The sequence below is a fragment of the Lacticaseibacillus suilingensis genome, from assembly GCF_016861845.1.
GTDB lineage: Bacteria > Bacillota > Bacilli > Lactobacillales > Lactobacillaceae > Lacticaseibacillus > Lacticaseibacillus suilingensis.
On the sequence record NZ_BOLV01000004.1, the window covers coordinates 160,733 to 173,317 of the forward strand.

At 53.3% G+C, this 12,585-nt stretch carries 10 protein-coding genes; 6 read left to right on the plus strand and 4 right to left on the minus strand.

The genetic code is table 11. The annotated features are described in order from the left end of the window. Nucleotides 1-2: 2 nt before the first annotated feature. Both JUF11_RS03940 and JUF11_RS03945 read right to left on the minus strand, forming a co-directional pair. Nucleotides 3-782 (minus strand): alpha/beta hydrolase, encoded by a 780-nt coding sequence (locus tag JUF11_RS03940; protein WP_204118431.1) that lies wholly within the window; start codon nucleotides 780-782, stop codon nucleotides 3-5. 58 nt (nucleotides 783-840) lie between these two features. After that, nucleotides 841-3,303 carry a glycoside hydrolase family 31 family protein gene (locus JUF11_RS03945; protein ID WP_204118432.1) on the minus strand — a complete coding sequence of 821 codons (2,463 nt, stop codon included), beginning with the start codon at nucleotides 3,301-3,303 and terminating at the stop codon, nucleotides 841-843. A gap of 365 nt (nucleotides 3,304-3,668) precedes the next feature. On the opposite strand from JUF11_RS03945, the gene JUF11_RS03950 reads away from it, so the two are divergent. Beyond that, entirely contained in the window at nucleotides 3,669-4,523 is an 855-nt protein-coding gene (locus tag JUF11_RS03950; protein ID WP_204118433.1) for an RluA family pseudouridine synthase, read from the plus strand. A 70-nt stretch (nucleotides 4,524-4,593) separates the two neighbouring features. Here JUF11_RS03950 and rpmG read toward each other — a convergent pair whose 3' ends face one another. Continuing rightward, on the minus strand, nucleotides 4,594-4,746 hold the full coding sequence (gene rpmG / locus JUF11_RS03955; RefSeq protein WP_125581973.1) for a 50S ribosomal protein L33: 153 nt from the start codon (nucleotides 4,744-4,746) through the stop codon (nucleotides 4,594-4,596). Nucleotides 4,747-4,868: 122 nt separating this feature from the next. Here rpmG and JUF11_RS03960 point away from each other — a divergent pair, with 122 nt between their 5' ends. The 3 genes from JUF11_RS03960 to JUF11_RS03970 all read left to right on the plus strand — a co-directional run bounded on the left by JUF11_RS03960 (nucleotide 4,869) and on the right by JUF11_RS03970 (nucleotide 7,278). Next, nucleotides 4,869-5,402, plus strand: a complete 534-nt coding sequence (locus JUF11_RS03960; RefSeq protein WP_204118434.1) for a GNAT family N-acetyltransferase — start codon at nucleotides 4,869-4,871, stop codon at nucleotides 5,400-5,402. Between the two features lie 131 nt (nucleotides 5,403-5,533). Next, entirely contained in the window at nucleotides 5,534-6,082 is a 549-nt protein-coding gene (locus JUF11_RS03965; RefSeq protein WP_125581977.1) for a hypothetical protein, read from the plus strand. Nucleotides 6,083-6,495: 413 nt separating this feature from the next. Next, nucleotides 6,496-7,278, plus strand: a complete 783-nt coding sequence (locus JUF11_RS03970; protein WP_204118435.1) for a hypothetical protein — start codon at nucleotides 6,496-6,498, stop codon at nucleotides 7,276-7,278. A gap of 58 nt (nucleotides 7,279-7,336) precedes the next feature. On the opposite strand, the gene JUF11_RS03975 is transcribed toward JUF11_RS03970, so the two are convergent. Next, nucleotides 7,337-8,848 (minus strand): helix-turn-helix domain-containing protein, encoded by a 1,512-nt coding sequence (locus JUF11_RS03975; RefSeq protein WP_204118436.1) that lies wholly within the window; start codon nucleotides 8,846-8,848, stop codon nucleotides 7,337-7,339. 200 nt (nucleotides 8,849-9,048) lie between these two features. On the opposite strand from JUF11_RS03975, the gene JUF11_RS03980 reads away from it, so the two are divergent. Both JUF11_RS03980 and serS read left to right on the plus strand, forming a co-directional pair. Next, complete coding sequence (locus JUF11_RS03980) at nucleotides 9,049-10,635, plus strand: helix-turn-helix domain-containing protein (protein WP_204118437.1); 1,587 nt, start codon at nucleotides 9,049-9,051, stop codon at nucleotides 10,633-10,635. 275 nt (nucleotides 10,636-10,910) lie between these two features. Beyond that, on the plus strand, nucleotides 10,911-12,191 hold the full coding sequence (gene serS, locus JUF11_RS03985) for a serine--tRNA ligase (RefSeq protein ID WP_204118438.1): 1,281 nt from the start codon (nucleotides 10,911-10,913) through the stop codon (nucleotides 12,189-12,191). Nucleotides 12,192-12,585 lie beyond the last annotated feature (394 nt).

Below are 12,585 nucleotides of genomic sequence, written 5' to 3' on the forward strand. Positions count from 1 at the left end.
AGTTAGTCGGTTACTTGCAGATGATAGTTGAAGAAAGCCAACGTCCCAGGCAGGGCAAAGGCGGTGTAATCGCGGGCATGGCCAGAGCCAGGCACCACATGCACCGCGATGTCGCGCTTAAAAGCGGCGGCTTGTTCCAGAAAGCGGAATACTCCTGGTAGCGGCGACAGCTCATCGGTCGCATTGTACATTAAAGTGGGACCCAGCGTGGTTGTGAGATGATTCATGGGATTGACGGCGGTCAGTTTCTCCGGCGTCAGGTCACCTAAGTAGGTTTGAATGAAGTACTTGTAAAAGGCATTGTGAATGGCGTGAATTTCGGTGAGACCAAGTTCTTCGCGCGCATCCAGCGCCGCTTTGACGGTGGGATGCTGCTGAACCCAGTTGGCAAAGTCAACGATTGCAGACCAGGACACCACCGGCTGGCCGGACTGCAGACTTTGCGTGATGGCCATGGTGCCACCGACGCTGGCTCCCAGGAGGCCGACACGCTGGCGGTCAAAAGTATAGTCAGACTGCTCAAACCAAGTCATGAAGCTGGCCAAATCATCCTGCGCCGCTGGGAACCGGTCAGCAGGGGCTAATCGGTAATTCGGCAGCGCCACTAAGTAGCCAGCGTTGGCAAAAGTTTCACCGATGTCGCTGTCTGCACTTTTATCCCCACGAATCCAGCCGCCGCCGTGGACAAAGACAATCGCGGCGCCATTTGGCGTGTCAGGGTAATAAAAATCGGCTTTTTGTAAGGCCCCTGGGCCATATGCCACATCTAAATCAGTTTTCATAGCTTCCTCCTTTGTTTCACTACTTTAACCTTAGTCAACTTAAGGCGGCGGTGCAAGCTTACCAGGTCAGGGTAAAGGTCAGTGGTTCGCGAATCGAATGCGCCGGCACACTGATGGTGACGCCGGTTTCAGTGCGGTTGAGGGGGTCGACCGAGCGCTGACCCTGTTGCATTTGTACGGCGATTGGCACCTCGCCGCTTTTCACTGTGACTTGACTAGGCGTTGGACCCGCCACAAAGAGCTGGACAGGTACGGTTGCCATTTGGCCAGCAAATTTGCCTTTAGTGGCGTTGATGGTGAGACTGGCAGTATTGCCGTTACGTTCAGCTGAGATTAAGGTGGTGGCTTGGTCACCTGTTTGATAAGCGAGTGTGGTCCCATCATCTTCCACCAGCGTAAAGGCACTGGCAGGGCCAGGCCAGTAATCAACCAAGCGCTCAGCCGACCGGGCCGCGGGATTTTGATGCGGCAAGGCTAAGGGGATGATGCTCCCAGCTTTGACGTAAATCGGCAGTTGATCCAGCGGCGCAGTGACATCGCTTAAGGTCTGATCGCCGGCAGTTTTGGCGCCGGTCCAAAAGTCGAACCAATCGCCGTGCGGCAAGTAAACACTGCCGCGGGTGGCTTGGCCGTCTGGTTGCAGGCGGTAAGGTCGCACGATTGGCGCCACCAGTAAACTAGCACCGACCATGAATTGATCCGCCAATTCGCCTGCTCCCAAGGCGGCAGCGTCAGCCCAGAAGGTTGGGCGCATAATGGGCGCAATTTGGGTCGCCAGGCTGTACAGATAAGGCACCAGCATGGTGTGATACTGCAAAAAAGCGCGATTGATGGCCGCAGTCGGCGCTTCCATGCCCATCAGCTTCGGTTGCGTGCCCCAACCGTCCATGGCAAAAAAACTTGGGGTGAAGGCTTTCCACTGCAGATCACGGGTTTGAATGATGGGGTCGCCGCCGCCATAAATACCATCCACATCGCTGGCAATGTGGGGCTGGCCGGATAACCCGGCCGCGAGATAGCTGCCGATATGGGTTTCCAGATTGCGCCAAGTGCCACCGGTTTGATCGCCGGTCCAGACCATTGCCGCGCGTTGCGTCCCGGCCCAGCCATCCAAGGTCACGGTCAGCGGCCGCAGCTGGCGGGCGGCGAAGGCGGCCTGAATTTTTGCGGTGGCATTGACGCCGAAGGTATAACCTTCGCCGATCCAAGCGACATCGGTTTTGACCGCGCGACTACCGGCCTCAATTTCTTGCTGCAAGTCGCGCTCGTTTTTCTGTGGGGTGGCGGTTTGCGGGCTCAGCTGGGCCTGCGTCCATAACCCGACCTGAATGCCTTGGGCGTTAGCGTATTGGATGAAATGCTTCAAGTTCGCTAAGTCCCCGGCAAAAGAATCGGTTTGCCCGTAGCCTGAGCCATAGCCATCATTGGGAATCATCCAGCCCAAGGGAAAGCCTGCTTCGGCATAGCGGTCAATTACTGCACGACCGGAAAACTGGGGATCGTGTTCGCCATTGAGTGATTCGTGAATCGCGGTTTTCGGCATGCCATTTTCATCGGCATCGGTGAAGCTGACGTGACCGTCGCCATAGACATTGGGCACTAGGGGCTGATCGTTGACAGTGATGGTGCCTGGCCGATAGCCAAGGTTGAACGTTGCTTTATTCAGCGGCGAATAGGCTTTGTACCACTGGCCATCCGCAAATTGCCGTGCTCCAGCCGAATCAGCCGTCACCGCCACCCAATAATTGCGATTGTAGGCATTGAAGTGGGCGGGGTAAAAGGCGAAGGCCGGCAGGCGCACCGGCTGGCCGGTGAGTTCATAGTAACCGCCGATGAGACTGGCCGGGGTTTGGCCCAAAATCAGATAGGCATCATACACACGGTCTTCGTGCGTGAGGTATGCGCCGTGCAGCGGGTCGCCGAAATCATATTCACCAGGCGTAAAGGTGTTGGCCAAAAAGCCGTAGCCACTGGTCGTCCAACAGAAAGGCACCGGACTGGAAACACTGCCTCGGGTCCAGCGATTTTCGTTTTTAATGGCGACCAGGCGGCCGGTTTGCTCAACTTGCCCGTTTTGAACGCCGCCACCAAAGTAGTGGGCGTTTAGGTCAGTTTTGATCCGAGTGGTCCAGGCCTGAGCGGTAAGTTGCGGCAGGGTTTGCGTCAAGAGTGGCTGCGCGCCTTGCTTAATGACCATCTGACCAGCCTGCAGGCTCACGGTGTAAGCACCAAGGGTGAACTGGCGGTCATGCAAATCTAGTGGTAGCTGGCCGGTGGCGTTGACAATCGGCGTTTGATACCGCTGGCCACTGCCACCAGTGGCGACGGTTTCGTCGGCATGTTTGGCGACTTCTGGTGCCTGGGGGATACTCGGGTGCTGGGGCCAAGTGCCCGCCGTCACGGTCAGCCGCAGCAAGTGATCATTTACGGCCAGCAGGCGTGCATGCCAGCCATGATAATCAAACAACACCGTGCCATTTGCGGTATGTAAATGCTGAAGCTGATTCGGGTTTTCTACCATATTAGACTGCCTCCGGTTTTCACCAGCATACCGCAACCACGTGAATTCGGGTATAATTTAAATCAGGCTGCGGAGTGAGGCCGGCTTTAGCCTGACGATTGGCCTAGCTTCGAGGCTTCCAGCGTAGCTAATCGCGCAGGCGTTGGCCTCACGGAGCGCAACTAAATCAGGCTGCGAACAACGCCGCACTTAGGCCACTGGCCAGCCGAGCTTGGGTCATTGCCGTGAAACGCGGCGATGGCGCAAGCGTAGCTGGGATTGGGGCCGTTGGCGTTGTGAGCGCAACTAGATCAGGCTGCGAACACCGCTATTTTGATCGGTGTTTCGCTTTGATTAAACCAGCACCACCCAATCAGGAGGCAAACATGAACTTTTCTTTCCAATATTCAGCTGAACGCGCGACTACGGTCAAGCGTGTCCTGGCCCGGGCCGGGGTGTCACATCGCCTACTGACGCGGCTCTTTAACGAGCAACTGGTCTGGCGCAACGGCGTGGTCACCACCAACCAAGAGGTGATTCACGGCGATAAAATACGCTTTGAACTGCCACCGAGTGATTTGGTGACCCCGAGTGACGGCCCGCTGCAGGTGGTGCTGGAGTTGCCCAACTGGCTGATTGTCGAAAAGCCGGCCGGTCTGGCCAGTGTTCCTGGCCCCAGCAACCGCGAAGATTCGCTGTTAAACCGCGCGGCGGGCTATTTGGCGGCGGCTGGCATTGACGGCCCGCAGCCGGCCATTATGACCCGCCTTGATCGCGACACGACTGGGCTGGTGCTGATTGCGAAGCATATTTTTGCGCAGGGTAAGCTTGATCAGCAGCAAGATGCTGGCTTGCAAAAACAGTACCGGGCAGTGGTTGCGGGGACACCAGCGCCAGCCAGTGGTCAGATTACGTTGCCGTTGGGCAAGGCCGAAGATGGTATTCATCGGGAAGTGAAACCTGACGGCCAGCCGGCCATCACCGATTATCAAGTGACGGCCAGCCAAAATGGGTTGAGCTTGGTCACCATTCAGCTGGAGACTGGCCGCACCCACCAAATTCGGGCGCACTTTGCCGCCATTGGCCATTCTGTCGTGGGCGACCCCCTGTATGGCCAGCCGGATGAGCATTATCCGCATCAGCTGCTCCAAGCCAGCCGGTTGCAGTTCACCGATCCGTTCACCGGTGAGCAGTATGATCAGCAGCTCCCGGTGCCAGCAAATTGGCCAACTTTTGCCTAAAAAAGGGCAAAAAAATAACCGTCCCGAAATCAGGACGGCGGTTGTCGCTACGGCCGTAAGCGACGACGAATTACTTGCGGACTTCAACGAAGTCAACCCGACGACGCAGTTTTGGAGAATACTTCTTCAAAGTGAGTCGGTCAGGCGTGTTGCGCTTGTTCTTGGAAGTCAAGTAGATCCGTTCGCCGGTTTCGGCGCAAGCAAGAAGAATGTGATCACGCATCTTACAGCACCTCTTTCATAATGATTGAACCTTAATAGCATACCGGAACCAGAAAAAAAGTCAAGGTTTGCTTGCAGGGATTGCATGGCGGTCGGGGGTTCACCGCGGAAAGGAACACAATAATGCACTTAAAAGGTGACCGCGTTTTGATTCGACCGTTCACGGCAGCCGACGCCCCGGCGTATTTGGCCTTGGCCCAAGACCCGCTAGTGGCGGGGCCAGCGGGGATGCGGCCAATTGCCAATCTGGAAGAAGCCAAGGCGCATGTGTTGAAAAATCAAACCACCGAGTTTGCCTTGGTGGTGAACGGCGAAGTGGTCGGTGAAGTGGGCATTTATCCCCGCACGGCCGATGCCGCCGCGCCAGAAGCCCGCACGCGGGAAATCGGCTACGCCTTGGCCCAGTCCTATTGGGGACAAGGTTTGATGCGAGAAGCTCTGCGGCTGGTGATACGCGAGCTCTTCACCCAGCGGATGACCGCGCTGTGGGCCGCCACTTTTCCCGATAATCAACGCTCGATTGCCTTGCTGGCGCGGCTGGGGTTCGAATATCGCTTCACGGTGCCGCTGCCAGCTGGCCTGCACAGCGATGGCCCGCAGTCGGAAGCTTATTTCGAATTAGTCAATCACATTTTGGCGCTTGAAGACGTTGATTGAGTGAAAATTGGCTCTAATAATACTTTTTCATGGTGTAAATTAGAGTTTTCATTTCAAATCTAAAAAGATTTCTCGTGGACTTGCGCACTTAATGGTATAATGAAACCGACAATTTTAATGGAGGTTTCACAATGAGTGTCCAAACTGATTATGATGAGATCTATGCCAAGCGCTTGGCCGCGATCGAAAAAGATCCTGCCTTAACGATTTTATCTAGTATGGATCAAGCCCGGCCGGAGGGCACAACGAAGGCGACGCAATACATCGTCTACACCGACTACAAAGCAAACAGCTCGCAAACCCGTTTCACCATCAGTGTGTACACGCCGTTTGAAAATGTGGACAAATACGGCCACTCGAAAGCTGACTTCCAATCCCAACTGCTGGTTGACGTTAATCGTTGGTCACAGCGGATGCACATCACCGTACTGGAAACACTTGGTTCCGAAAGCCGCTTAGCGTTTTACGATTTCCAGAACATGGGGCTCGCCCAGCTAGCCTTGAAGGCCTTCGTTAATTTGGCCCGCAAGTCCGAAGCGGGCATCTTGGACGGCAATATCAGTTCCTTTGATAAGGAGAATTTTGCCAAATTGCAACACATTTTTCCTAAGTTTGGCTTCACCTTCGACGTCCTCGACGCCGACCAGGGCCTGGCTAAGATCGAATTAAAACTTAAGTAGCACCATGTGAAGGAGGCTAAGGCTTCCTTTTTTGATTCTAAGGAATATCTGTCCAGATACGTGGATAGAGACTAAGACTGATTCTAGGGGCTATGGGTGACGCGAGGTATTTGAGTTAACTGCAACAGTAGGGTCGGCCAGGTGGAGCAGAAAAGGGCTCAGTGGTGAAATTGTTCTTAGCCAGCGGTTTTGGCTGGCTTAGAACAAGCCGCGACTTCGAGACTCGCAAAGCGAGGCTCAAAGCGCTGGCCACCACGTTCCAGCCCTTTTCTGCGGAGCCTGGCCGGCCCGGCAGCACAACCAGCTACCTGTCGGGCTAAAAGCGGCCGACTTTCGCTGCCTTTCGATAAAAATTTGACAGCGTTTTCAAATCCGCCTAACATACTCCTATGTGGGGAAATGGGGGAAAGTCCATGTTATCACCAGGCGTTAAGGTATTCATGTATATGCTGACCATGTCTGGCTCACCGGAGACGGTTAACGATCCGGTGTGGCATGATCGTTATCGGTTGGAGCCGCTGCGACTGATTCCACAGCTGCTTAATCGCAGTTTGATTGAGCCGGTGCCGGCCAAGGCGGGGCAGGCGTTTGAGCTGACGCCCAAGGGCCAAGCCGCCTTGGCGGATATCGACAACTGGCTCTGGGTGCATGAGTACTACCTTGCAGACGTAATCGATTTTGCCCATGTCCGTGACCACTGGTGGTCACACCCAAAAGTGGACTATGGCGTACTCGAACGCTTGCTGCAAGATGCCAAGGTGCAATATGGCGACGATCCTGCCTACATGGCTATTCTCTTGCGCCATCAGTTGCGGCTTGAGTATGATACGCATCACAATGATGCGGCCGCGCACACTTTGATGGCCTTGATCGATCAAGACCTCGACCCGCAGCCAGATGGCACGGTGCTGGATTATGATACGACTTGGGCCAAAATCACCGAGTTTGAGAAAACGACCTTGAAGACGTTGCTCAGCCGCTTAAATTGGACCTTGACCGATTTTGAAATGGCTTTTTCCAATTGGCTGGACACTCAGCCGCGGCATCTGCGCTTATTCACCCGGTTTGAACTGATGACCATCGTGATGTACGAGATTGGCAATGATAAAATGAAACTGCGCGCGCTTTATGCGCAGGCTTCCACGCGCACGAACTGCCCGCCGCCTGTGGTTGGCGACAGTGTGCTCAATGGCTGAATCAAAACGACCTCGTCACCGCAATGCGGTTGGCGGGGTCGTTTTGGTTTGCAACAGGTCATGCAGGCGTGGCCTGACGCGTTAGCTTGGCGCGATACAACGCCGCGATTTGTTCGAACAAGGCGCGGTAATCGCTGGTTGTCGCATCTAAGTACCAGTTGAAAATGGCCATTTTGCCGGCATCAGACGTTAACTGATCGCGATCGATGAAATCGTCCAAAGAGGTGACCAGCAAATCCGCTTTGCTCAGCGGCGCATTATCAGGCAGAAGCTCGACGACATTGAGGTTTTGCAGGAAGTTGATGATGTTGCGGTACACAATATCCGTGGTTTCCATCACCAGTTTGACCTTGATGGTATTGTCCCACTTGAACCGGCGCAGGTATGGTACCAGCAAGTAGAACAGTACCCGCATGAAAGCCTCGGCTGATTCATGATAAGGCTGGTAAGCCGGCTCATCCGGGAGGTCAGCGATAAACTTGGCGAGCTCAGTTTGCAACTGGGTCTGCTGGTAAGTAATGGCGTCAGGCGGGAAGAGGTCCGGTTGCTTGACGTAGTTGCCGCCCATCAGTGCAAACGCGGCGGTCATCCGGAGCAGGTTCATTTGCAACGTCTCGTCGTTTTGTAAGACGGGATCCGCTGGGTCGCGCAAGTTCTGCTGCAGCATCGTCATCAAGTCCCTGACCAGTGGCCAAATGGGAGTGTCCGCGTGTTTGATGAAGGCGACGGCCGGTTTCATGTCGGCACTCGGCGGGGTGAAGCGAATCGTCTTCTGTTGAAAGAAGTAGAAAAAGGCATTTTCTTCCGTCAAAATATGTTTTGTTAGCCCTGGGAAGGCCTTTTCTTGATAAAAATTGATGGTCGGGAACGGGTAATGGCGGAAGGTGCGGGCAAAAGTGGTATCCAGCTTGATGTAGTGGCCATGGAGTAGGCGCGTGCGACAAATGGCCCAGAACACGCGCTCTTGGGCGGCCACAATCGGATCAGGATCCGCAGACGGCAGCTCGCGGTACTGGGCGCGCAACTGGCGATAGGAAATCGCTTGAAACGGCCATTCGGTGCCGTGGTAACTCAACCAGTAGAACTGTTGCAGGAAAAGCCGCACTTGTTTCTCATCGCCGACAAAAGCCGTTTTGGTCAGTGAGAGTTTCAGGTGGAAGTCAGCTAGGAAGTTGCGGACCGGAATGGTTTTGCGCATCAGCGTCGAGCGGCTGATGTAGCGCTCGGCGCAGAAGCGATCCAGCGATGGCCGGTTGCCTTGCACCAGATAGTCAATGAACTGAAAGGCAATGGCGTCTTGCAAAAGGTAAGTCCGGTAGTCATCGAGGCTGATCTTCAGCGGGGTGGTACCATTTAAGGCCTTTTTGCACACGGCGCGGGTGTCATCGGTCAAGTCGACGAGATCGCGCAGCAGTTCTTGAAAAATGTTGTAGCTTTGCTGGTACGACAAGTGCAACTTGGTAGCCAGATCGCTGATGGACAAGCCATCGCTATGATGCACCGTCAACGTCCGAAACATCTCGAACTTTTGCAGATCACTTTTTTCGAAGAAGATTGCTTCATAGCTCATGCTGACCACCCCTTTCTCGGCGTTATATCTCCAGCGAGTATACCAAAAATAGCGCGTGAACGCACCAAAAAGCCCGCTCTTGCTCGATTTTTTAGCGGTTGGTACAGAAATATTGAAAACTTTTTTCATAAATAAGAGTTTGTTGTTATAATTAGTAGGCTTAATAGGTTTTTAGTTTTTGGGGGAAAAGGAGAATAGTTATGCGTGGACGAGAAGATTTCTTCCTGTCGCAGTCGCGAATCGAGGAGCTGAGTTTATTCCGGCGAATCGTGAATGCGCGGGCATCGCAAACGCCTGTTGCGGAACGGCTCGCAATTGAGCGCACTGGGGAGCCATTGGTGACAGAGGTCAATTTGAAGCAGATTGCGGCTTTGACCAAACGGAACTATGGCGCGGTTTATAATACTTATAATAGTTTGGTCGCTACTTTGGCAACGGTTTTGGACGTTAAAACCAATGCTGTTCGCAAGCTTTTTAATGTGTCTTCCAGCACTTTACGCTGGGCTTTGGTGCGGGAGGGTCATCCCTACCATTTTTTAAAGACGCTTTTATACCATGATTATCCTGACTTTGACACGTTTTTGGCCGCTGAGCAGACGTCCAAAGCCACCATGCTGCGGCACCTAAAGCCGCTGCGTGAATTTGCCCGGGAGTTTGGCGTCCGTTTTTCTTATGAGACGCTGACGCTGCAAGGTGATGAAAAGTGCATCCGGCTGTTTTTGACCATGATCTACTGGATGGCCACTGACGGTTCCGCTTGGCCGTTTGACGATTTGCCGCGGGATATTCTGGGTGAAGTGATTGATGGGTCCGTGAAATTGTTCGATATTGGCCAGCCGAATTACGTCACCCGTGAAATTTTGATGTACTACATTGCCATTTCGCAGCGACGCGCGAATGAAGGCCAGCGCGTGCCATATGTGCCTGCGGACACCGTATTAAAGTATCCCGTGGCCAATATGTTCGACGAATTGAGCGCCCTGAATAGCGACCGGTTCCACTTCCCGGTGCTCAGTACGGATGAGCAAATGGGTGAAAGCACGGCGTTCTACTTTACGTTCCACTTCTTGCCGTTTTACACCTCAACCAGTACCCGGCTGCAGGCCAAAACTTTCGATCGGTTCAAACGCTATAATCCCAGCATCTATACCTTGGTGACCGATTTTCTTGAAAAGCTGCCAGTCAGCTTCTTGGTGGAAGGTCAGTTGCCCAAAGCGGCTTTCAACATGTTGCGCGCGAATTTGCTGGCGAATACTGTCAGCACCTTGCAGTTCCGCGGCGACTTGTCGCAAACCATTGCCTACGCCATGAATCAGCGCATTGCCCAAATGCCAGACAGCCCAGTGCTGGAGCGTAAGGTGCGGCAGACCTTGGAACATGTGGTGTACACGCGGCACCTGGAGATTTTGGAGCCGGTGATGGATCAACTCGTACATTCTTACTATACGAATGTGCAGCAGGTGGCGATGCAGTTTGCGCCGCTGGTGAAAGTCAAAGTGGCGCCAGTGATCGAGCAAACGGTCCTGGGTTATATTGATCTGGTGGGCTTTTTGATGGCGCAGCCGTTCGTTGAAGTCTTGTCGCCGGCCGATGATTTGAAAGCGGCAGACTTGATCATTGAAAGTGCCGAACTGCCGGATTCGCACCAGTTCCGGGCCGGCCAGTTGACTTATAAGTGGGCGGCCAGTGTCTCCAATGATTGGTACGGCGAGCTTTATAGTGAACTGCGCCAGCTCTGGGATGAGAAGAGCGCCATCGCCATCAATAGCACAGACTTTGACTACTAGTTGCAGCCAAACGTAAAATGCAGTATTCTTGCCTTAACAAAACAACACGTGATTAGGCGCTTATCCAGAAAGCAACAGAGACGTAGCGGGCGGTGCGAGCTACGAGCTTTCTTATTCCAGCGCGACAGTGGGCGGCGTCGAACCGCACGGCTGCTGGCCGTTATCAGCGAATTAAGGGTGGCCTTCGGGTCAAACTTGGGTGGCACCGCGGAAAAGCCTTTCGTCCCAATGAGATGAAGGGCTTTTTGTGTGCAATCACGTCATAGGAGGATATTATGTTAGATATTAAAGTGATCCGGGACAACCCGGAATGGGCCAAGACCAAGCTCGCCGCCCGCAATGTTAAAGGGGAAGAAATCGATGACTTGTTGGCCGAAGATGTCCAGCGGCGGACTTTGATTGCGAAGACTGAGGAACTTAAGGCTCAGCGCAACAAGGTTTCCGATGAGATCTCACAGAAAAAGCGCAACAAAGAAAACGCTGATACTGAGATTCAGGCCATGCGTGAAGTGGGTAAGCAAATCGGGGCCTTGGACAAGGAACTGGCCGCGGTCCAAGAGAAGATGAACTACACGCTGGTGCGCCTGCCTAACTTCCCAGCTGATGATGTGCCAATGTCTCTGAACGAAGACGATTCGCGAGAGGAATACAAAGTCGGCACCATCCGGCAGTTTGACTTCACGCCGAAAGCCCACTTTGAAATCGGCGAAGCCCTCGGCATTTTGGACTTTGAACGTGCCGCTAAAGTCGCCGGCAGTCGCTTTGTTTACTACAAAGGCGCTGGCGCTCGCCTGGAACGCGCGGTTTACAACTTCTTCCTAGATGAACACTACAAGGAAGGCTATGAAGAAATTATTCCGCCATACCTGGTAAACAATGACTCGATGTTCGGCACCGGCCAATTTCCCAAGTTTGGTCAAGATGTTTACACCATCATGAATGAAGAAGATCCGCTGACACTGATTCCGACGGCGGAAGTGCCCTTGGTCAACTACTATCGCAGCGAAATCATCGACGCGGAGAAATTGCCGATTTCTGTTACCGCGTTGACGCCAGCCTTTCGCTCAGAAGCCGGGAGCGCCGGCCGGGATACCCGCGGTTTGATTCGGATGCACCAGTTCAACAAGGTCGAAATGGTGAAGTTCTGCAAGCCTGAGGATTCCTGGAATGAATTGAAAAAGCTGATTCACGATGCTGGCGATTTGCTGGAGAAACTGGGCTTACCTTACCATGTTATTACGTTGGCTTCGAATGATGCCAGTTTCACCTCAGCCAAGACCAATGACCTCGAAGTCTGGCTGCCAGCTCAGGATCGGTACCGTGAAATTTCCAGCTGCTCGAACTGCACGGACTTCCAAGCACGCCGCGCACAAATCCGTTACCGCGACGAGAACGGCAAACCGCAGTATGTGCACACGCTGAATGGCTCCGGCCTCGCCGTTGGCCGGACCGTCGCTGCAATTTTGGAAAACTATCAAAATGCCGATGGCTCAGTGACTATTCCTGATGTCTTGGTCCCATACATGGCCGGGCAAACCGTTATTACCGGTGAATAAAGTCATGAGTTCTAGAACAGCCTCAAGTTGGAGGCTGTTTTTTTATGTGCAACTGTAAGCGCTGCTAAAGTTTGTGAAATTTCTAAATGTCGGTGTTTGTTTTGTGGTTTTGCCAAAAAAGTGTTGACGGTCCTTGGGGGAGTTGGTATTATTGTCAACGTTGTGAAACGCCGAGGCAGTCCGGTTACGCGGGCTGCTTTCAAAAATAGTGTTGACAACGACATGTTCAATTGCTAGACTGTTAAAGTTGTCTTTTGGACAAGGTAGTCCTTTGAAAACTGAACAAAGTTTCGTAAATGTGATAGGGCTTTTCGATGTAAATCGAAGAGAATTAAACATGAGCGAAGTCAATTCGCAAACAACAAATCGAGCTATTCAAATAACTCATTATATG

Excerpts from the sequence above, each read along its gene's own strand:
- JUF11_RS03940 (WP_204118431.1), bottom strand. The coding sequence starts at position 782 with ATGAAAACTGATTTAGATGTGGCATATGGCCCAGGGGCCTTACAAAAA.
- JUF11_RS03945 (WP_204118432.1), bottom strand. The coding sequence starts at position 3,303 with ATGGTAGAAAACCCGAATCAGCTTCAGCATTTACATACCGCAAATGGC.
- JUF11_RS03950 (WP_204118433.1), top strand. The coding sequence starts at position 3,669 with ATGAACTTTTCTTTCCAATATTCAGCTGAACGCGCGACTACGGTCAAG.
- rpmG (WP_125581973.1), bottom strand. The coding sequence starts at position 4,746 with ATGCGTGATCACATTCTTCTTGCTTGCGCCGAAACCGGCGAACGGATC.
- JUF11_RS03960 (WP_204118434.1), top strand. The coding sequence starts at position 4,869 with ATGCACTTAAAAGGTGACCGCGTTTTGATTCGACCGTTCACGGCAGCC.
- JUF11_RS03965 (WP_125581977.1), top strand. The coding sequence starts at position 5,534 with ATGAGTGTCCAAACTGATTATGATGAGATCTATGCCAAGCGCTTGGCC.
- JUF11_RS03970 (WP_204118435.1), top strand. The coding sequence starts at position 6,496 with ATGTTATCACCAGGCGTTAAGGTATTCATGTATATGCTGACCATGTCT.
- JUF11_RS03975 (WP_204118436.1), bottom strand. The coding sequence starts at position 8,848 with ATGAGCTATGAAGCAATCTTCTTCGAAAAAAGTGATCTGCAAAAGTTC.
- JUF11_RS03980 (WP_204118437.1), top strand. The coding sequence starts at position 9,049 with ATGCGTGGACGAGAAGATTTCTTCCTGTCGCAGTCGCGAATCGAGGAG.
- serS (WP_204118438.1), top strand. The coding sequence starts at position 10,911 with ATGTTAGATATTAAAGTGATCCGGGACAACCCGGAATGGGCCAAGACC.